Annotated in this window: 16 protein-coding genes, 1 tRNA gene and 1 pseudogene; 16 read left to right on the forward strand and 2 right to left on the reverse strand. The window is 60.0% G+C overall.

The window, feature by feature from the left end; genetic code table 11:
• Nucleotides 1-60 precede the first annotated feature (60 nt).
• The 3 genes from pth to ppk2 all read left to right on the forward strand — a co-directional run bounded on the left by pth (nt 61) and on the right by ppk2 (nt 2,742).
• Nucleotides 61-645, forward strand: coding sequence for an aminoacyl-tRNA hydrolase (gene pth / locus M5G17_RS12145; protein WP_038997179.1), 585 nt, complete (start codon nt 61-63; stop codon nt 643-645).
• Nucleotides 646-666: 21 nt separating this feature from the next.
• The gene (gene ychF, locus M5G17_RS12150) at nt 667-1,767 is read left to right on the forward strand and encodes a redox-regulated ATPase YchF (RefSeq protein WP_273893155.1); all 1,101 of its coding nucleotides are present in this window, start codon (nt 667-669) and stop codon (nt 1,765-1,767) included.
• A gap of 165 nt (nt 1,768-1,932) precedes the next feature.
• A complete protein-coding gene (ppk2, locus tag M5G17_RS12155; protein ID WP_273893156.1) occupies nt 1,933-2,742 on the forward strand; it encodes a polyphosphate kinase 2 in 810 nt (269 codons plus the stop codon).
• A 13-nt stretch (nt 2,743-2,755) separates the two neighbouring features.
• Here ppk2 and M5G17_RS12160 read toward each other — a convergent pair whose 3' ends face one another.
• A complete protein-coding gene (locus M5G17_RS12160) occupies nt 2,756-3,925 on the reverse strand; it encodes an MFS transporter (protein ID WP_273893157.1) in 1,170 nt (389 codons plus the stop codon).
• A gap of 372 nt (nt 3,926-4,297) precedes the next feature.
• Between M5G17_RS12160 and M5G17_RS12165 the strand changes: the two genes are divergently transcribed.
• Nucleotides 4,298-4,855: a hypothetical protein gene (locus M5G17_RS12165; protein ID WP_273893158.1), complete on the forward strand. Its 558-nt coding sequence runs from the start codon at nt 4,298-4,300 to the stop codon at nt 4,853-4,855.
• 6 nt (nt 4,856-4,861) lie between these two features.
• Here the strand turns inward: M5G17_RS12165 and M5G17_RS12170 are convergent, their stop codons facing one another.
• Nucleotides 4,862-6,079 (reverse strand): MFS transporter, encoded by a 1,218-nt coding sequence (locus tag M5G17_RS12170; RefSeq protein WP_130263078.1) that lies wholly within the window; start codon nt 6,077-6,079, stop codon nt 4,862-4,864.
• 173 nt (nt 6,080-6,252) lie between these two features.
• On the opposite strand from M5G17_RS12170, the gene M5G17_RS12175 reads away from it, so the two are divergent.
• The 12 genes and pseudogenes from M5G17_RS12175 (at nt 6,253) to M5G17_RS12230 (ending at nt 18,161) form a co-directional block, all read left to right on the forward strand.
• Nucleotides 6,253-6,774 carry an RNA polymerase sigma factor gene (locus M5G17_RS12175; RefSeq protein WP_273893159.1) on the forward strand — a complete coding sequence of 174 codons (522 nt, stop codon included), beginning with the start codon at nt 6,253-6,255 and terminating at the stop codon, nt 6,772-6,774.
• Entirely contained in the window at nt 6,771-7,712 is a 942-nt protein-coding gene (locus M5G17_RS12180; protein ID WP_273893161.1) for a FecR family protein, read from the forward strand. Before M5G17_RS12175 ends, M5G17_RS12180 begins: the two co-directional genes overlap by 4 nt.
• 103 nt (nt 7,713-7,815) lie before the next feature.
• Nucleotides 7,816-10,223: pseudogene (locus tag M5G17_RS12185) on the forward strand (TonB-dependent siderophore receptor).
• A gap of 93 nt (nt 10,224-10,316) precedes the next feature.
• Nucleotides 10,317-10,393 (forward strand) — tRNA-Met (locus M5G17_RS12190).
• A gap of 168 nt (nt 10,394-10,561) precedes the next feature.
• The gene (locus M5G17_RS12195; protein WP_273893163.1) at nt 10,562-11,803 is read left to right on the forward strand and encodes a tyrosine-type recombinase/integrase; all 1,242 of its coding nucleotides are present in this window, start codon (nt 10,562-10,564) and stop codon (nt 11,801-11,803) included.
• 253 nt (nt 11,804-12,056) lie between these two features.
• A complete protein-coding gene (locus tag M5G17_RS12200) occupies nt 12,057-12,812 on the forward strand; it encodes a hypothetical protein (protein WP_273893164.1) in 756 nt (251 codons plus the stop codon).
• Between the two features lie 101 nt (nt 12,813-12,913).
• Nucleotides 12,914-13,186, forward strand: coding sequence for a helix-turn-helix transcriptional regulator (locus M5G17_RS12205; RefSeq protein WP_273893165.1), 273 nt, complete (start codon nt 12,914-12,916; stop codon nt 13,184-13,186).
• Entirely contained in the window at nt 13,183-13,518 is a 336-nt protein-coding gene (locus M5G17_RS12210) for a hypothetical protein (RefSeq protein WP_273893166.1), read from the forward strand. The genes M5G17_RS12205 and M5G17_RS12210 overlap by 4 nt, the downstream gene beginning before the upstream one ends.
• 371 nt (nt 13,519-13,889) lie before the next feature.
• Nucleotides 13,890-14,048: a hypothetical protein gene (locus M5G17_RS12215; RefSeq protein WP_273893167.1), complete on the forward strand. Its 159-nt coding sequence runs from the start codon at nt 13,890-13,892 to the stop codon at nt 14,046-14,048.
• Nucleotides 14,045-14,329 carry a DUF3077 domain-containing protein gene (locus M5G17_RS12220; protein WP_273893168.1) on the forward strand — a complete coding sequence of 95 codons (285 nt, stop codon included), beginning with the start codon at nt 14,045-14,047 and terminating at the stop codon, nt 14,327-14,329. The genes M5G17_RS12215 and M5G17_RS12220 overlap by 4 nt, the downstream gene beginning before the upstream one ends.
• A complete protein-coding gene (locus tag M5G17_RS12225) occupies nt 14,326-17,217 on the forward strand; it encodes a DUF927 domain-containing protein (protein WP_273893169.1) in 2,892 nt (963 codons plus the stop codon). The genes M5G17_RS12220 and M5G17_RS12225 overlap by 4 nt, the downstream gene beginning before the upstream one ends.
• 86 nt (nt 17,218-17,303) lie before the next feature.
• Nucleotides 17,304-18,161, forward strand: a complete 858-nt coding sequence (locus M5G17_RS12230) for a hypothetical protein (protein WP_273893170.1) — start codon at nt 17,304-17,306, stop codon at nt 18,159-18,161.
• Nucleotides 18,162-18,314: the final 153 nt, after the last annotated feature.

The raw sequence follows: 18,314 nt of genomic DNA on the forward strand, positions 1-18,314 counted from the left end.
GCTCGGGCCCCTGATGCGTCAAGCACAGGGGCCTCACAACTCCAAGGAAGAGCCCCTGACGTGACCGCCATCCAACTGATCGTCGGCCTGGGAAACCCCGGCCCCGAATACGAACAGACCCGGCATAACGCAGGGGCTCTTTTCGTAGAACGCATTGCCAGCGCCCAGCGCGTCAACCTGACCGCTGACCGCAAGTATTTCGGCCTGACAGCTAAATTCAGCCATCAGGGCAACGACGTTCGTCTACTGATTCCGACCACCTACATGAACCGCAGCGGCCAGGCCGTTGCTGCACTGGCGAATTTTTTCCGCATCCCGCCAGATGCCATCCTGGTGGCCCACGACGAACTCGACCTGCCTCCGGGCGTCGCCAAGCTCAAGAAGGGCGGCGGCCACGGTGGGCACAACGGGCTGCGCGACATCATCGCCCAGCTCGGTAACCAGAACGACTTTCACCGTCTGCGGCTTGGCATCGGCCACCCCGGTGACAGCAGCAGGGTCTCCGGTTTCGTCCTCGGCAAGGCGCCCCGCGCCGAGCAGGAGAAGCTGGACGCCAGTATCGATTTTGCCCTCGGCGTGCTGCCGGACATCCTCGCCGGCGACTGGACGCGTGCGATGAGAGAGCTGCACAGCCAAAAGGCCTGACTCTTTGAAGAGGGATTCACCATGGGTTTCAATTGCGGCATCGTCGGCCTGCCCAACGTCGGCAAGTCCACTCTGTTCAACGCCTTGACCAAATCCGGCATCGCTGCTGAGAACTTCCCGTTCTGCACCATCGAGCCGAACAGCGGCATCGTACCGATGCCCGATGCACGCCTGGATGCCCTGGCGGCCATCGTCAAGCCGAACCGCGTACTGCCGACCACCATGGAATTCGTCGACATCGCCGGCCTGGTTGCTGGCGCCTCGAAAGGTGAAGGCCTGGGCAACAAGTTCCTCGCCAACATCCGCGAGACCGACGCCATCGCCCACGTGGTGCGCTGCTTCGAAGACGAGAACGTAATTCACGTCTCCAACAGCGTCGACCCCAAGCGCGACATCGAAATCATCGACCTGGAACTGATCTTCGCCGACCTCGACAGCTGCGAGAAGCAACTGCAGAAGGTTGCGCGCAACGCCAAGGGCGGTGACAAGGATGCTCTGGCGCAGAAAGCCATCCTCGAAAAACTCATCCCGCACTTCACCGAAGGCAAGCCTGCGCGCAGCCTGATGAAGAGCATGGCCGACGATGAGAAGGCTGTGATTCGTGGCTTCCACCTGCTGACCAGCAAGCCGGTGATGTACATCGCCAACGTTGCCGAAGACGGCTTCGACAACAACCCGCACCTGGACACCGTGCGCGCCATCGCTGAAGAAGAAGGCGCGGTCGTGGTGCCGGTGTGCAACAAGATCGAAGCGGAAATCGCCGAACTCGACGAAGGCGAAGAGAAGGACATGTTCCTCGAGGCCCTGGGCCTGGAAGAGCCAGGCCTGAACCGCGTGATCCGCGCAGGCTACGGCTTGCTCAACCTGCAGACCTACTTCACTGCCGGCGTGCAGGAAGTCCGTGCCTGGACCGTTCGCGTCGGTGCCACCGCACCACAGGCTGCTGGCGTGATCCACACCGACTTCGAAAAAGGCTTCATCCGCGCCGAAGTCGTCGCCTATGACGACTTCATTCAGTACAAGGGTGAAAGCGGCGCGAAAGAAGCCGGCAAATGGCGTCTGGAAGGCAAGGACTACATCGTCAAGGACGGTGACGTGATGCACTTCCGCTTCAACGTCTGATCCGCCTTCTGGGTCCTGCCGGATCCGGATGAGCCCGAAACCCCTTGAGGCTATGCTTCAAGGGGTTTTTCTTTGCCTGCGCTGCGCCCAAACGCTGGCCAATACCCAGATCTATACTCAAGGCCGCATTCACACGGCTCTCGCCCACAGATCAGGTATCGGTCCATGGCTAAAAAGAAGGAAAAGCAAAGCAGCAGCGAACGCCTCCCCCGCAAAGAGTACGAGCAAGCACTCAAGGCCCTGCACGTCGAACTGGTCAAACTGCAGCAGTGGGTGGTGGCCAAGGGTTTGAAAGTCTGCATCGTCTTCGAAGGTCGCGACGGTGCCGGCAAGGGCGGCACCATCAAGGCCATCACTGAACGCGTCAGCCCGCGGGTGTTTCGCGTGGTGGCACTGCCCGCACCGACCGAGCGGGAAAAAAGCCAGATGTACGCCCAGCGCTATGTACAACACATGCCCTCGGCAGGGGAAGTGGTGATCTTCGATCGCAGTTGGTACAACCGAGCTGGCGTGGAACGGGTGATGGGTTTCTGCACCGAGGAGCAGGCCAGCAAGTTCCTCTCGGTGGCGCCATCGTTCGAGAAGATGTTGGTCGAATCTGGCATCGTGCTCGTCAAGTACTGGCTGGAAGTCAGCCCTCAGGAGCAGGAACGGCGCCTGAAAGAACGCATCACAGACGGGCGCAAGATCTGGAAACTGACGCCGATGGACCTCAAGTCCTTCACCCGCTGGGACGACTACACCCGCGCGCGCGATGACATGTTCGCCGCCTCCGACACTTCCTGGGCGCCTTGGTATGTGGCCGTTTCCGAAGACAAGCGGCGGGTGCGCCTGAACATCATCAGCCACCTGCTCAAACAGGTGCCTTACCAGGACATCACCCACAAACAGAAGATCGAGCTACCCAAGCGCGGCAAGATCGGGCGCTACAAAAGCACCCGCTACACTTCACGTATGGTTCCCGAGCGCTTCTGAAGCGGCAACTGAGCTACGCCGCGCCTTGATCGACACCCTGCGCACGGAAGGCTCGGCGCCGGGCACTACGGGCGAACACCACGAACAGTGCAGCCATGGCCGTCAGTGCCATTGGCAGGCCATGGGGCGCCACCTCCATGGCCGCGCCGCTGATCAGCGGCCCGAGCAGGCTGCCGACGCCCCAGAGCAAACCGACACTGGCATTGGCGGTGACCAGGTCCTGGCCCTTGAACTGTTGGCCGATCAGCACCAGCGCCAGGGTATAGACCCCACCCGCGACCGCGCCGAGTACTACCAGAGCAGGCCACAGCAACCATTGCAGGCCAATCAGCCACGGCAGCGCCAGACCGATCAGCATCGCCACCACGCCGCATACCAGGTGCACGGTGGTGCGTTCGTAGCGGTCGGCCAGCCAGCCAATCGGCAACTGGAACAGCATGTCGCCAGTGAGGATCACCGTCACCATCAACGCAGCCACGCCCACCGCGTAGGCATGATTGGTGGCATACACCGGCAGCAGTGAGAGAATCACCGCATCGAAGAACGAGAAGAACAATACGCCCATGCACAAGGCCGGCGCGACGCGGAAAAAGCCTGCCAGGGAAAAGCTCTTGCCGCCCTCCTCGCCATGCTCGACATGGTCATTGGGTACCGTCAGCACGATGCACAGCAGCGCCAGGCCGTAGCAGCCGGTCACCACCGTGGTCACCCAGGTGCTCTGCGCCCCGAGCAGCGCCAGCATCGCCGGGCCGAGCATCTGGAAACCGGTGAAGGCCGTGGCGTACAGGGCCATGATCTTGCCACGGTTGTGCTCCGGGCTCAGCTCGTTGACCCACGACTCACCGAGGATGATCGCGATGCCCATGCCGATGCCCAGGCACAGGCGCAGCACGCCGAGCCAATAGATCGAAGAGAAGCCCCATTCGAGCAAGCCGATGCTCAGGGTGCACAAACCAAAGCTCAGCAGGTAGATGGTGCGCCGGGTCAGGTGCCGGCAACAGGCATCGACCATGAACGCCGAGAGCATCATCCCCGCCGCCGGAATCGCCGAGACGATGCCGATCTGCAAGGTACTGGCACCGGCGTCGAGCAAGCGCAGCGAGACCAGCGGCAAGCTCGCCCCGAGGCTGAAACCGACTACCGACACCGCAAACAACAAGCCCAGCAACAAACGCGTATTCATCACAACTCCAGACTCACCGGCGCAAGCACGACATCGCACCTGCGCAGGCGCATACATGACCGTAAAGGGATTCGGTTACTGGCATGCCAGCCACGGCAGAACGCCGGGCATGCAGCCGCCAGGTCAGGAGGCGTGACGGTGAGGCGAGAAGGTAAAGGCGAACAAGACGCTGCGCCGACGCTTGAGCACCGTGTCACACGGCCAGTCGCACACAACGGCTGGTAAAACGGCCGGCTGGATTGCGCATGGACGGGAAAAGCACTTCATGGGTCGACTACAGGTAAAAAGGAAGGTCGGCACTCTAGGGGAAGCCCGGGCCAGACGTCAATCTCGCCGTGCTACTCTCGCGCCATCATGGAAGAGGATCAGCGCATGTCCGAGCATCATCAGTTCATATTCCTGCGCTATCGCCACCTGCCCGCGCCGGACTGGAAAGCCCTGGAGCGACAACTGCTGGTGCTTGGCTGGCTTGAGCCCGCTGCGGCCAATGCCCTGGATGAAACGGGTGACTGTGATGACAGCCTCTGGTGCAGCCCGCTGTACCGGCCGAGTGCCGAGCTGTTTCGCCTTCTTGGGGTTGAGGTGGACCTTGCGCAGGTCGTGCGCCTGTTCGAGTTCGAGCCCGGCCAGCCGTTTGTCTGCGCGGGCGAGAACTTCACCCTGCCCGCGCAGTGCCAGCAAGCCCTGATGGACGAAGAAACCTTGATGCAGTTCATGGGCGACGCCATTGAAGCGCCGCACACGACCTGGTGCAGCCCGCTTGACGGTACCGCGCACTACCTGATGGACCTGGACTGGGACTTCAGCTTCGGCGCCGGCGAGCAGGTATTGCGCAGCGACCGCCTCAACCGCGCACAAACCGAACGCCTGGCCGCGCTAATCGGCGAACTGGTCGACCAGCCGATGAGCTGCGCCCATCGGCATCGCTGAGCGGTCTCAACGCTTGCCGGTAGACGGCAGCAGGATCGCCAGCAGGCCAAACAGCGGCAAGTACGAACACAGGCTGTATACGTACTCGATACCCTTGAGGTCAGCCAGGTAGCCCAGCGCCGCTGCGCCAATACCGCCAAAGCCAAACATCAGGCCAAAGAAGATCCCGGCGATCATGCCGACATTGCCCGGCACCAGTTCCTGGGCGTAGACGACAATGGCCGAGAACGCCGAGGCGAGGATAAAGCCGATGATCACACTGAGCACGCTGGTCCAGAACAGGTCGACATAGGGCAGCAACAGGGTGAACGGCGCGACACCCAGTATCGAGAACCAGATCACCGCCTTGCGCCCGATACGGTCACCGATCGGCCCGCCAAAGAAGGTCCCGGCGGCCACCGCGCCGAGAAACAGAAACAGGTGCAACTGCGAGCTAGCCACCGACAGGTCGAATTTCTCGATCAGGTAGAAGGTGAAATAGCTGGTGAAGCTGGCCATGTAGAAATACTTGGAGAACACCAGCAGGCCCAGCACCACCAGGGCACCGATCACCCGCTGGCGGGAAAGGCCGTGGGTGGCACGCTGGCCCTGCTTGGCCTTGAACAGGCTCAGGTGCTCCTTGTACCAACGGCTCAAGCCATAGGTGACCAGTACGGCGCAGACCGCGAACAGGCCGAACCACACCACGTTGCCCTGGCCGAAGGGAATGATGATCGCCGCCGCCAGCAACGGTCCGAAGGCCGAGCCGGCATTGCCACCGACCTGGAAGGTCGACTGTGCCAGGCCAAAACGCCCGCCCGAGGCCAGCCGGGCGATACGCGAGGTTTCCGGGTGGAAAGTCGACGAGCCGATGCCCACCAGCGCCGCCGCCAGCAAAATCATCGGGAAGCTACCGACATAAGCGAGCATGACGATACCCACCAGGGTGCACAGCGTGCCCAGCGGCAGCAGGTTCGGCATCGGTTTGCGGTCGGTGTAGAAGCCCACCCAGGGCTGCAGCAGCGAGGCAGTGACCTGGAAGGTCAGGGTAATCAGCCCGACCTGGGTGAAGGTCAGGCCATAGTTGGCCTTGAGCAGCGGATAGATCGACGGCAGCACCGCCTGGATCAGGTCGTTGATCAGGTGCGCCAGGGCGCAGGCAGCGATGATGCGCATCACCAGCGGGCTGCTCTGGGCAGTCGCGGTGCTGGCAGATGACGTTGACGAGGCAGTGCTCACAGCCATGACAAAAGCTTCCATCCGGTAGGCGGGATCCAATTATCCAGAAATCGTTAGCAAGCGCACTATTCTTTTCGACCAACGTACTTTTGACGTACTTGTTAATAATTCTCAATAACGCTAGCATCGCCTGCGTTTCAATGACTCCACTGCCTGCCTATTCGAGACCCGCATCCGCCATGTCCGACGATCAGGACAATCGCAGCCTGTCGCTGCTCTATCAGCATCACCGCAGTGAACTGCTGGCGTTCCTGACGCGCCGCGTACGTTGTCGGGAGACCGCCCGCGACCTGCTGCAGGATGCCTTTGTGCGGCTGATGCACAGCGAACGTGGCGAGGTTGGCAACTTGCGAGCGTTTTTGTACCGCATCGCCAACAACCTGAGCATCGACCATGCTCGGCGCAGCCAGGTACGCGGGATCAATGACCAGCAGGCATTGGAGCAACTGCTCAACGAAACCTCACCCGAGCGCAGTGCCGTGGCCGGAAATACCCTTGACCATCTTGAACGCCTGATCGACGGCCTGCCTTCGCCGACCCGCGAGGTGTTCTTGCTCGCCCGGGTCGAGCAGCTTAGCTACAAGGACATCGGCGCACGCCTTGGGCTGGACCCGCGTGCGGTCGAACGTCATCTGAACAAAGCCCTGAGCCATTGCGCCGCGGCTGCCCTGCATAACCGAAACAAGACTGACTTGCCATGAACCCATCGCCCAATACACCTCATCCAAGCGAACCTGGCGACCGGGAACAACAAGCCCTGGACTGGTTTACCCGGCTGCGTGCCAGCGACCTCAGCGCCGAAGAGCGCCAAGCCTTCGAACAGTGGCGCCTGGCCCCCGAAAATGCCCAGACCTATGCCGAGGTCGAGCTGTTCTGGCAACAGCTGGAACTGCCAGCGCGTCGCCTGCACAAAATCGAACGCCGCGCCGCGCCGCGCTCCTGGGGCGGTTGGGCAGTGGCGGCGAGCATCTTGCTGATTAGTGGCCTGGTAATGCTGCAACTGCCGTTGCTACAGCGCCTGAACAGCGACGTTGCCACCGCCGTCGGCGAACGCCGGCAGATCCAGCTGGCCGATGGCTCGCGGCTGACCCTGGACAGTGCCAGTGCGGTGGATATCGACCTACGCGGGCCGGTGCGCAAGCTGCGCCTGGTGCAAGGACAGATGTTCATTGAAGTGACCCACGACGGCCGGCCTTTTGTGGTCGACATCGATGACGCCCAGGTGCAGGTATTGGGGACGCGCTTCTCGGTCAGCCGCGGTCGCGACCACGATGAAGTCGTACTGCTCAAGGGCAAGGTCGAGGTCAGCAGCGCCGGTGACAAACGCATGCTCGCCCCAGGTGAACGTGTGACCTTGAGCGGCAGTCGCCTGGACCAGGTCGAGAAGGTCGATGCCGATCGCTTGCTGGCCTGGCGCGAAGGGCAACTGCGGGTGCGCGAAGTGCCGTTGCGCCAGGTGCTGGAGCAACTTGCCGAGTACCAGGGCAGCCGCCTGCTGTACATCGACGAACAGGTCGGCCGGCGCCGGGTCAGCGGCAGCTTCAACCTCGACCAGGCCGGCAGTGCCATTGATGCCCTGGCGCGCACTCAGAACCTGAATGTGAGCAACCTGGCCGGGCAATGGATTATCGTCCGCTAAGCCTGTGAAAATTTATTTTCCGGGCATTCGGTAATTGCCGTTTCTGCTGCGTCACACCTCCACATAAGAAGCATTATCGTTTGTATTCTCTGGGGGAGGACACATGCAGTACCCACGCGACTTCCGATTCAGCCGTCTGCCGCTGGCCCGAGCCATTCTTGCCGCCAGCTTGTTTAGCGTAACCCTGAGCCTGCCGGTACAGGCCGCCGAGTCAGCCCAGGCACAGGTGCAGAACTTCAACATCCCGGCGCAACCCTTGGCCGATGCTCTGGACCAGTTCAGCGCCCAGACCGGGCTGCAGGTGATCTACGACACCCATCAGTTGAACGGGCGGGCATCGCCAGGGGTGAAGGGCCAAATGAGCCCGACCCAGGCACTGCAAGCACTGACTGCCGGCAGCAACGCGCGCCTGAGCCAACCTAACCCCAGCAGCTTTGTCATCGAGCTGCCAATGGAGCTGGGCAGCGCCCTGCAACTGGACGCAGTGAGCATTTCCGGCAAGGCCCCGGGCTCCACCACCGAAGGCACCGGGCTGTACACCACCTACTCATCCAGTAGCTCGACGCGGCTCAACCTCACCCCGCAGGAAACCCCGCAGTCGCTGACCGTCATGACCCGTCAGCGCCTGGATGATCAACGCTTGACCAACCTGAGCGACGCCCTCGAAGCGACCCCGGGAGTAATTGTTGTGCGCGACGGCCTGGGTGCCGAGACCGACAGCTACTACTCGCGCGGCTTCGTCATCCAGAACTACGAGATCGACGGCGTGCCGACCGTCACGCGGATGGACAACTACACCCAGAGCATGGCGATGTACGACCGTATCGAGATCGTCCGCGGCGCCAGCGGCCTGATCAGCGGCATGGGTAACCCGTCGGCGACCATCAACCTGATCCGCAAGCGCCCGACCGCCGAAGGCCAGGCCAGCGTCACCGGCTCAGCGGGCACCTGGGATCGCTATGGCACAGGCTTCGACGTCGCCGGGCCGCTGACCGAAAGCGGCAACGTGCGTGGCCGCCTGGTGGCCGACTACAAGACCGAAGGCGCCTGGGTCGACCGCTATAAGCTGGAGAGCCAACTGCTGTATGGCATCACCGAGCTCGATCTGAGCGAAGACACCCTACTGACCATGGGCTTCAGCTACCAGCGCACCGATGTCGACTCGCCGCTGCGCACCGGCCTGCCGACCCGCTTCAGCACAGGCGAACGCAGCAACCTCAATCGCTCGATCAACATGGCCCCGGACTGGTCGTACAACGACCACGAACAGACCAGCTATTTCGCCTCGGTGGAGCAGCAACTGGGCAATGGCTGGAGCGGCAAGATCGAGTACAGCCACTCCGAGAACAAGTTCGATGAAGTGTTCGGCTTTCTCATGGGTAACCTGCAGCCCGACGGCAGCGGCCTGAGCCAACTGCCGGTGCGTTTTTCCGGTACACCACGCCAGGATAACCTTGACCTGTACCTGACCGGCCCATTCAACCTGTTCGGTCGCGAGCATGAACTGATTGGCGGCGTGACCCTGTCCAAGTACAACGAAAACGTACCGAGCTGGGGTGGCTGGCGCTACGACTACAATGCAACCCCTGGGGCTGCGGTTGATAACATCTTCGACTGGGACGGCAAGCAGCCCAAACCGGACTGGACCATCAGCGGCAAATCGTCGATGGAAGAAACCCAGTACGCCGCTTACCTCACCTCGCGCCTGCACCTGACCGACGATCTCAACCTGATTCTCGGCAGCCGGGTAATCGACTGGAAGCGTGACACCGAGGATCGCCCGTACGGCGGTGAAAAGACCGAGGTCAACCGTAAAGAGACCGGTGTGTTCATCCCTTATGCCGGGGTGGTCTACGACCTTGATGAAACCTGGGCGCTCTATGCCAGCTACACCAAGATCTTCAACCCGCAAGCCTCCTGGGTCACTGACGAAAGCAACAAACCGCTCGACCCGATGCAAGGCATCGGTTACGAGCTGGGGGTCAGGGCAGTCATTTCGACGGCAAGTTGAACTCAAGCCTGGCGCTGTTCAAACTCGAACAGGACAACCTGGCGATCTGGGTGCACGACAACGTCTACGAGGCCAAGCAGGACACCACCTCCAAAGGCCTGGAGATGGAGCTCAACGGCGAGCTGGCCGAGGGCTGGCAGGCGTCTGCCGGGTACACCTACACCCTGACCACTGACAATCAGGATGAGCGCATCGCCACCGTGTATCCGCGTCACAGCCTCAAGACCTTCACCAGCTACCGCCTGCCCGGGGTGCTCGACAAAGTCACCGTGGGTGGCGGCGTCAACTGGCAAAGCAAGGTTGGCACCGACCTGCACAGCTTCGACCAGGGCAGCTACGCCTTGGTCAACCTGATGGCGCGCTACAACATCAGCGAAAACCTCAGTGCCACGGTCAACCTCAACAACGTCTTCGACCGCGAGTACTACTCCATGGCCTCGTCGTACGGCAACTACGGGGCGCCACGTAACCTGATGACCACGTTCAAATACGACTTCTGAGCCCGTTTACGGCTAAGCGGTTGATCGCGCGTTAATTTTTTTGAAAAAGAGTGTTGACACAAATCCGTTTCAGGCGAATAATGCGCGCCACTTGGCTACATAGCTCAGTTGGTTAGAGCATAGCATTCATAATGCTGGGGTCCGGGGTTCAAGTCCCTGTGTAGCCACCAAGTACCGATCCATAGATGTCTACAGCAGTCTATGAATCACCTCAAGAAGCCCGCCTAGTGCGGGCTTTCTTGTATCTGGCTATCTACCTCTGTTCACCCCTATACCTTCCCACCGTGTATCCCCTTGTGTATCCTTGACGAAAAATCGAACCGAAGGGATACAAGCCAATGAAGCGCTCAGAGATCAAGCGCCGCCCCTTGTCTGACACCACCCTGGCGGGGCTGGAGCCCGACACCAAGGAGTACCGGGAACAGGATGGAAACGGCCTGTACTTCCGCGTCAAGCCTGACGGCCAAAAGTCTTGGCAATTGCGCTACAAAACCACGGCGGGCACATGGAGTTGGCTGGGGCTCGGGGGTTATCCAGAGGTAGGCGGTGCATTGGCACGACAGAAGGCAACCGAACTGCGTAACGATGCCGCCGAGGGCAAAAACCCGATGGCAACGAAACAGGCCCGTCAGGCTGCCGAACTTGAAGCGAACAACAGCACCTTCGAAGCATTGGCCCTTGAATGGCACGCGTCTCGACTCAAGGCATGGGATGCAGGCACCGCTAAGCGAGTCATGGGCGCTCTGGAGCGCCATGTGTTCCCCATCTTCGGCAAGCGCCTGTACACCGGCATACTCTCGATGGAGTGGATGGGCCTACTACGCGGAATGGAACAACAGGGCATCCTTGAGCAAATGAGCCGGGTCCGAGCCTACTGTAAGGATGTGTATGACCTGGCGCGTGTAACGGGGCGCGCAGTAAACAACCCGCTCGATGGCGTGCATAAGTTCCTTTCCACCGGGAAGGCCGAGAACTATGCCCATGTCAGCCTTGAGGAGTTACCTGCCCTGCTCCGGGCTATCCGCTCCTACCCCCACGCCAAAGATGTACAACTTGGCTTGCGCCTGCTGACCCTCATAGCCGTGCGTCCTAGTGAGCTGCGCGAAGCCCGCTGGGAAGAATTCGATCTCGATAAGAAGCTGTGGACGATCCCGGTAGAACGCAAGGGCCGCAAGAAAGGGCTTGAACACCTGGTGCCACTCTGCCGTCAGGCCGTTGAAATACTGGAAGAGCTGCGCGCTCTGACCGGCGCCTACCCGCTGCTGTTCCCTGGAAGAAGCGATCGCACCAAACCCCGTAGCGATACGGTGTTTCTAATGGCCCTGCGTCGTCTGGGCTATGAGGGCCGACAGACCGGCCACGGCTTCCGCCATATCGCCAGCACCATCTTGAACGAACACGAATTTGATGCCGACCACGTCGAAGCCCAGCTCAGCCACAAGGCCCCCGGTGTGCGCGGGATCTACAACAAGGCTCAGTACCTGACGCAACGTACAACGATGATGCAGTGGTATGCCGATTACTTGGATGGGCTGGAAAAAGGGAACGTTGTTCAGGGCCAATTTGGCAAGGCTGTTTGATGGTGTGTTTCCGTACCCCATCAAAAACCGGTGTGACAGGTGTAACCCGTGTAACGGAATCCATCAAACCATTGAAAGTATTGAATATTTTCTGCGCTACACCATGTGCGAGCTTCGCGTACACCGCGTGTAACAAGGCCAATCGGTGTAACAGCCAAACCGCCCCGCACTTCCTGCTGGCCGCTCTATCGTGCATAGCTCAACGCCTTATACGGCGCGGGTTCCAAGCCAATGCCTTGGGGCTAGGGGTGGCATGATGCAAGAGGATGCGCTGAACATCGGGGGGCTTGCGATACACCCGACACATACCAAAAGCAGCTCCATTCGAGAGTACTTAAAAGGTCTTTCGATCTTCGACGGTTACGCTTTTGAGATTGATGCAGCATTGAATATCATGGAGCACTGCCGCCATTGGCTACCTGAAGAAATCGGCGCCCAGCTAAGCAATGCTGCACTGCAACACAATGACGCGATCTATCAGGTAGTTTCCTACTATGGGGCTGAACATCTGGCTGCCCGGTTTCGCAGTGACACCGGCGTAGAGACGGCGACGGATGTGCAGGCCATTGCCGCCTTTGCCCTGGCAAATGCGATACGGGCTTTATGCGGCTTAGCCGATCACTTACAGGGCGCGGACGGTCAAGAAATACCAGCCCTTGAGTATTACCAGATGCACCTTGAATGCATCGATGAATGCGTTCCTGGCGCCAGTGCCTGGTTAGATCCCGATGAAAACGAGGCATGCTGCAAGATCGGGGACTTGGCTAGTGCGGCGTCGAAACAGGTAGACAACAAAATAGACGGAATATTGAGTGGCATTACCAGGCGCAAGGAACTCGCCAATCGCGACCTAGCCATCACCAAGAAAGCGCTAGACCTCTATTTCGCTGGTACGCCCTTCCGCAACCTGAACAGCAAGCTGCGCGCCTGGCAGCACCGAGAAACAGGAAAATCATTATCGAAGGTCCAGATGGGCGAGATTCTAAAACGCGCCGGACTCTCGCTTTAAATCTATCCAGTTCACCAGCGAAAAAAGTAAAGTGAACCTGCCCGTCTAAATTTTTTAGTCATACCGTGCCGCCCTGTCCATACCAATACAGGGAAACAGCTATGACAACTTCACCAGCGATCAAAGCCAGCGAGATTGACCTTGGTCGCTTTGATCCTGCTAAAACACTCATCCGCATAAACGATGTGACCTCCATAACGGGCATCGCTCGCGCCACTGTCTACAAGCTGATGGGCCAGTCCGAAAGCGGCTTTCCACAAGCCGTGAAACTCACTGACAGCACCGCCCGTGGTGCTCCCGTCGCCTGGGTTTTGTCTGAAGTTTTGGATTGGACTCACGCCCGCATCACCGCTCGCAACAAGGTGGCGGCATGACACCTATCTTCCTGCCGCACACCACCCTCGACGCCATCGGAGTACTTGAAGGCGCCCTGCCTACAGTTGCCCTGGGCCGTGATCGCCTGCGCGCCTTACGTGATCGTGCCATTGCCGAGGGCGCCCATGTTCTGCTCTTGGCCTGGCCGACGCTGGAATGGGTGCTGCTGGCCGTCGAAGTGCCGCCAGGTGTGGTGATCGAGGATGCACAACAGCTCATCCCCAACCTGCTGGCCAACCCCGTCGCCCTGGAGCACATGCGCTCAGAGTCCCGCAATGGTCAGCACCTGAGCTGGTTGTCTCTGAACCGCCCCGCCACTGCTCAGCACTAACGAAAACGCCCCCGGCTGCAACCGGAGGCGTTAGAGGTAGATTCGTATGCCCGATCAATTTATGACGCATTGCGCAATCGCGCAAGTGACGCTTGTTGCTCTTCTCAAATCGAGACGCTATGCTTTGGCCGTCGCTGCAAATTCAGCGACCGGGTTTGACGGCCCGATCAACAATAGGCGCACAGGCGCCCCCCATTACGATTGCAGGCGCTTTTTTTGTGCCCGCATTCCCGTTTTATGGTGGCTGTGCGTGGGAGACCTTCGGGTCTGCCGGGTTCCTATTGTCCCGGTCCGTCAACCTGCGCACAGCTGCCACCCTGATTCGTTTGACGGCGAACCGTGGCAGCTCCTCAACAATAGGAGTTTCGCCCATGCACGCCCTCAATCCGTCCAAAATTCGCGCCGCCGCCCACCGCGCAATGGCTCTCGCCGCCCTTCACGCAAACTCCAGCCTTTCCACTCGCCTCACCCGCTACAACCAACACATGAGCAAAGCCCGTGCCCTGGAAACCATCGGGGGTGTGCAATGAGCCCGGACAAAAACCCTGCAAAAACTGCGGGTGTTTCTGGCTTCGCACCGATGGATTCAGGGGGCACTCCGCTATTTAGCGTTACCCCTGGTGTCTGCGTTGAGGATGCACTGGAGCACGCTTCATGCCTCATGAGCTGCATCAATCAGTTGACCTTGAGTGCCGCCACCGATGACAACACTGGTCATGCGACCTGGTGCGCCCACTACATGGGGGAAATGGTAAAAGCGATCATTGATGATGTGGCTGCCGGTCTATTTCGCGCGAGGGACCACGCATGAGCCAGAATCAGAATCGAATCCAAAAACGACCTAGCTTTTCCGAAGTGAAACGCGCCGCCCTTCAGTCGATTGACCGGGTACTTTCCCACTGGTTGCCCAGTGGCAAACGGGTAGACGGCGGCAAGGAATACACCGCCCCCAACCCGACGCGAGCGGACAAACGCGCCGGCTCACTCAAGGTCAACTTGGCTAAAGGCACCTGGGCTGACTTCGCTACCGGCGACAAAGGCGGCGACCTAATCGACCTGGTGCGCTATCTGGACGGCTGCACCGAAATACAGGCTTGCAACAAACTCGCGGAGTTCCTCAGTGTGACCGCGAGTAGTAGCCATGAACCGGCCACCTCCAGCAAAACCAAAGCGCCCGAGTGGGTGCCGGTGCTGCCGATCCCTGACGACGCGATGCGTAAAGTTCCGGCCAAACATCGCCAGCACGGGACACCTTCAAAGGTGTGGATCTATAAAAACACCGAGTCCCTGCCCCTGATGGCGCTCTATCGCTTTGATCTGGGGCCTGACGAGAATGGCGTCCCGCGCAAAGCGTTCGCGCCACTGACCTGGTGCAAAGACGAGTCAGGCACGCACCAATGGCGGTGGCAGAATCTGCCAGAGCCGCGCCCGCTGTTGCACCTCGATCAACTGGCACAGCGGCCTACTGCGCCTGTCGTGGTTAGCGAGGGCGAGAAGTCCGCCGACGCTGCCGCGCAGTTGCTTCCGGGGCATGTTGCAACCTGCTGGCTCAACGGCACGAACTCGTGGCGCAAGGCAGACTTTGCCCCACTGATTGGACGTGATGTGCTGCTATGGCCTGACAACGATGCGCCCGGCGCTAGTTGCATGGTCGCACTGGCCGATCATCTGCGCGATCTAGGCGCGGCCTCTGTTCGTGTCCTGGCGTTGACTGTATTCAGCAAACGTCCGGGCCTTGATGGGCAAGCGCCCACTTTTGCCGAGGGTGGCGAATGGGCCGAGGGTGATGACGCCGCCGACGCACTGGCAAAAGGCTGGACCGCCGCACATCTGGCCGAATTGGAGAGCACCGGGGATCTGTTCGCCCCGGCATCTACAGTGCCCGACACCAAGCCAGTCAACGCCGAACCCATCAGCAGCCGCAAGACCACCCGCAAACCCAAAACAGCAACCTTGCCGGGTGGCTTTCGCCTCACCCCCGAGGGCGTTTTTTACGCGGGTGATGATGGTGAAGCGCGCCCGGTGTGCTCTCGTCTGGAGATCCTCGCACGCACCCGCGACGACAAGGGCAACAACTGGGGCTTACTGGTTGAACTGGACGATCCCGACGGCGATAAAAAACGCTGGAACATTCCCGCCCGAAGCATGGCCGGTGACTTCGGCAAGGAAGTATTGGGGCCGCTGGTGGACATGGGCCTACGGTTGGCGGGTAGTCGCTCTGGCCGCAACACGCGCAACGACTTACAGAGCTACCTACAGGGTTTTGATAGCGCCGAACGTGCCCGGATTGTCACTCGCCTTGGCTGGCATGGTCCCGCCTACTTGCTCCCTGACCAACAGATCGGCGTCAGCCCCGAACACCTGTATTTCTATGATGCAGGTGCTCAGCTTCCACCCATCAGCGAGGCCGGGACATTGGAGCAATGGCAACAGCAAATCGGCGATTTGTGTGTCGGCAATCACCGCCTGACATTCGTTGTCTGCACGGCCTTTGCAGGGCCATTGCTGCACATGCTAGGGCATGAATCGGGTGGTTTTCACTTGTACGGCGACAGCTCAGGCGGGAAAACCACACACTTGCAGGTTGCCGCCTCGGTGTACGGGGGCCAGCGCTTGGTGCGATCCTGGCGCTCGACCGACAATGCGCTGGAGTCCATCGCAGCATCGCACTCGGACGGGCTCTTGGTACTCGATGAAATCGGCATGTGTGACCCGCGCATCATTGGCGAAACGGTTTACATGCTGGGCAACGGCACCGGCAAAGCCCGCGCCAACGACCGAGGCCAGGCAGGCCGACAGGTTCAAGAATGGCGTTTGCTGTTCCTTTCGACCGGCGAAAAGACTTTGGCGCAGCACATGGCCGAGGCCAACAAAGACCTCAAAGCCGGTATGGAAGTGCGCATGCTCGCCGTGCCCGCCGACGCCAGCAAAGGGCTGGGCATGTTCGACACCCTAAGTGGCTTTGAGGATGCCGCCGCACTCTCGGACGCGCTCAAGGCCCGAGTTGCCAAGTATTACGGCACACCGCTAACCGCCTTCCTGTCGGCCCTGTGTGAACCTGGAAAAATGCTTGGTTGGTCAACAATCTTGCGCCACACCATCGAGCGTTTTGTCTCATCCGCGCTACCCGCTTCGGCCAGTGGTCAGGCGCAGCGCGCCGCCACTCGTTTTGGGTTGGCCGCTGCCGCTGGAGAACTAGCAACTGCCCTGGGCGTCACAGGCTGGCCCGAAGGCGCGGCCAACACTGCGGCCAAGGTTTGCCTGAACGCTTGGCTGAATGAACGGGGCGGTGCTGGAAATATGGAGAGTGACGCCATCATTTCCCGTCTGCGCCAGGTGATCGAGCGCTTCGGAGAAAGTCGTTTTACTCGCTGGGAATCGACCGCCGCCAAAATCGACGAACACGGCCCCCGGACCATTGACCGGCTGGGCTTTCGCAAGTCGCTGGAGCACGGCATGGGCGACACGTTGCACACGACGACTACTTACTACGTGCTGCCCGAGGCATGGCGCTCCGAAGTGTTCAGGGGAATGAACCTGAACGCTGTGAACAAGGAACTTTTGCAGCGAGGCGTGTTAGAGCCCGGAAAGGATGGCAAGGCTGCCCGCACTGTACGTCTGCCAGGGCTCGGTTCACAGCGCTGTTATGTCGTTGTGGCAGTCCCTGAGCAAGGTGAAAGCGAAGCTCAAGCCGCTTGAGCTGCTACCCATCCACTGAGGTAGCGTCGGCAACTTTCGGCCTCGCCAGCCACGCACACAACCAATACTCATTTTAGGAATTGACCATGAACGAATTGAAGCAAAAGCACGCGGACCTGATTGCCGAACGCGACGCCTTAGAAAACAGTATTCCACAGCTCGAAGCTGCCTGGCACAACGCGCCGAAAAACTGGAATCGCTTTGGGAGCATGATCGGAAGCCCTGAGAGTACCGCGGCTAGGGATAAGCTATCCGAAGCTGAATCCCGCCTGCGTGCAATTCCCGGCAAGCTGGAGCTTATTGAACAAAAGTTGGCCTATGTCGAGCGGTGCGCCCGAGTTGAGCAGGCCAAATCGGAATCCCTCCAGATCATGTCTGACTCAGCGGCCACCGTCGAAGCGCTGGAGCGAACACGAGCGCACTTGACTGAGCGCTTTCAGGCGATTCAAACAGAGTCAGAACAGGCCCTTGATAAGGCCCAACAGGCCGAACGGGATGCCGCCAGCTTCTACGCCCGAAGCCTTGCCAGTGGTGACACTGAAGGCGAGAAGGCCGCTAACAACGAGATTCAGAAAGCCGCCAAGCAACTTGCGACCACAGATGAGCAGGTGAGACGCCAAGAGCTGATCCTTGATGCTCTGCAGGCCGAACTCGACTCCATTGAGAACCAAATCACCACCATTCAACAGCAAAGCGATGAGGCAAGAAAAGCGGCCTTGAGCGCGATCGGCTTAGCGCTGGGTGAAGAATGGAACGCCGTGGTTAAACAGCTGGCCGTTGTGGGCTCGCAGATTCTTGCCGTGAGTTATCAGCAGGGAGGATGGGGTTACGCTTTGCCGAGTTTCGACGTGCCACGGTTCGGGCCAAGCGCATCAAGTCTCCGTCGCGAAGATCTGGAACGTGACGCCCATGGTATTTCCCTCAAGGACTTGCTCACCGCATAACTCCCCGAAACAGCCCACGCTCGTGGGCTGTTTGCTATCCCCGACTGTTACACCGATGGGCCTTGTTACACCCGGTGTACGCTTTCGTCGCGCACGGTGTAACAAAGATAAACTCCAGTATTTTCAATAGGTTAAGTTAAGTCGCTACACGAG

Origin of the sequence: Pseudomonas rubra (genome assembly GCF_028656935.1) — a bacterium.
In the GTDB taxonomy this organism is placed as follows: domain Bacteria; phylum Pseudomonadota; class Gammaproteobacteria; order Pseudomonadales; family Pseudomonadaceae; genus Aquipseudomonas; species Aquipseudomonas rubra.

Bases quoted from the DNA above. Each gene is read 5' to 3' on its own strand.
- ychF (WP_273893155.1), top strand. From the start codon at position 667: ATGGGTTTCAATTGCGGCATCGTCGGCCTGCCCAACGTCGGCAAGTCC.
- ppk2 (WP_273893156.1), top strand. From the start codon at position 1,933: ATGGCTAAAAAGAAGGAAAAGCAAAGCAGCAGCGAACGCCTCCCCCGC.
- M5G17_RS12160 (WP_273893157.1), bottom strand. From the start codon at position 3,925: ATGAATACGCGTTTGTTGCTGGGCTTGTTGTTTGCGGTGTCGGTAGTC.
- M5G17_RS12165 (WP_273893158.1), top strand. From the start codon at position 4,298: ATGTCCGAGCATCATCAGTTCATATTCCTGCGCTATCGCCACCTGCCC.
- M5G17_RS12170 (WP_130263078.1), bottom strand. From the start codon at position 6,079: ATGGCTGTGAGCACTGCCTCGTCAACGTCATCTGCCAGCACCGCGACT.
- M5G17_RS12175 (WP_273893159.1), top strand. From the start codon at position 6,253: ATGTCCGACGATCAGGACAATCGCAGCCTGTCGCTGCTCTATCAGCAT.
- M5G17_RS12180 (WP_273893161.1), top strand. From the start codon at position 6,771: ATGAACCCATCGCCCAATACACCTCATCCAAGCGAACCTGGCGACCGG.
- M5G17_RS12195 (WP_273893163.1), top strand. From the start codon at position 10,562: ATGAAGCGCTCAGAGATCAAGCGCCGCCCCTTGTCTGACACCACCCTG.
- M5G17_RS12200 (WP_273893164.1), top strand. From the start codon at position 12,057: ATGATGCAAGAGGATGCGCTGAACATCGGGGGGCTTGCGATACACCCG.
- M5G17_RS12205 (WP_273893165.1), top strand. From the start codon at position 12,914: ATGACAACTTCACCAGCGATCAAAGCCAGCGAGATTGACCTTGGTCGC.
- M5G17_RS12210 (WP_273893166.1), top strand. From the start codon at position 13,183: ATGACACCTATCTTCCTGCCGCACACCACCCTCGACGCCATCGGAGTA.
- M5G17_RS12215 (WP_273893167.1), top strand. From the start codon at position 13,890: ATGCACGCCCTCAATCCGTCCAAAATTCGCGCCGCCGCCCACCGCGCA.
- M5G17_RS12220 (WP_273893168.1), top strand. From the start codon at position 14,045: ATGAGCCCGGACAAAAACCCTGCAAAAACTGCGGGTGTTTCTGGCTTC.
- M5G17_RS12225 (WP_273893169.1), top strand. From the start codon at position 14,326: ATGAGCCAGAATCAGAATCGAATCCAAAAACGACCTAGCTTTTCCGAA.
- M5G17_RS12230 (WP_273893170.1), top strand. From the start codon at position 17,304: ATGAACGAATTGAAGCAAAAGCACGCGGACCTGATTGCCGAACGCGAC.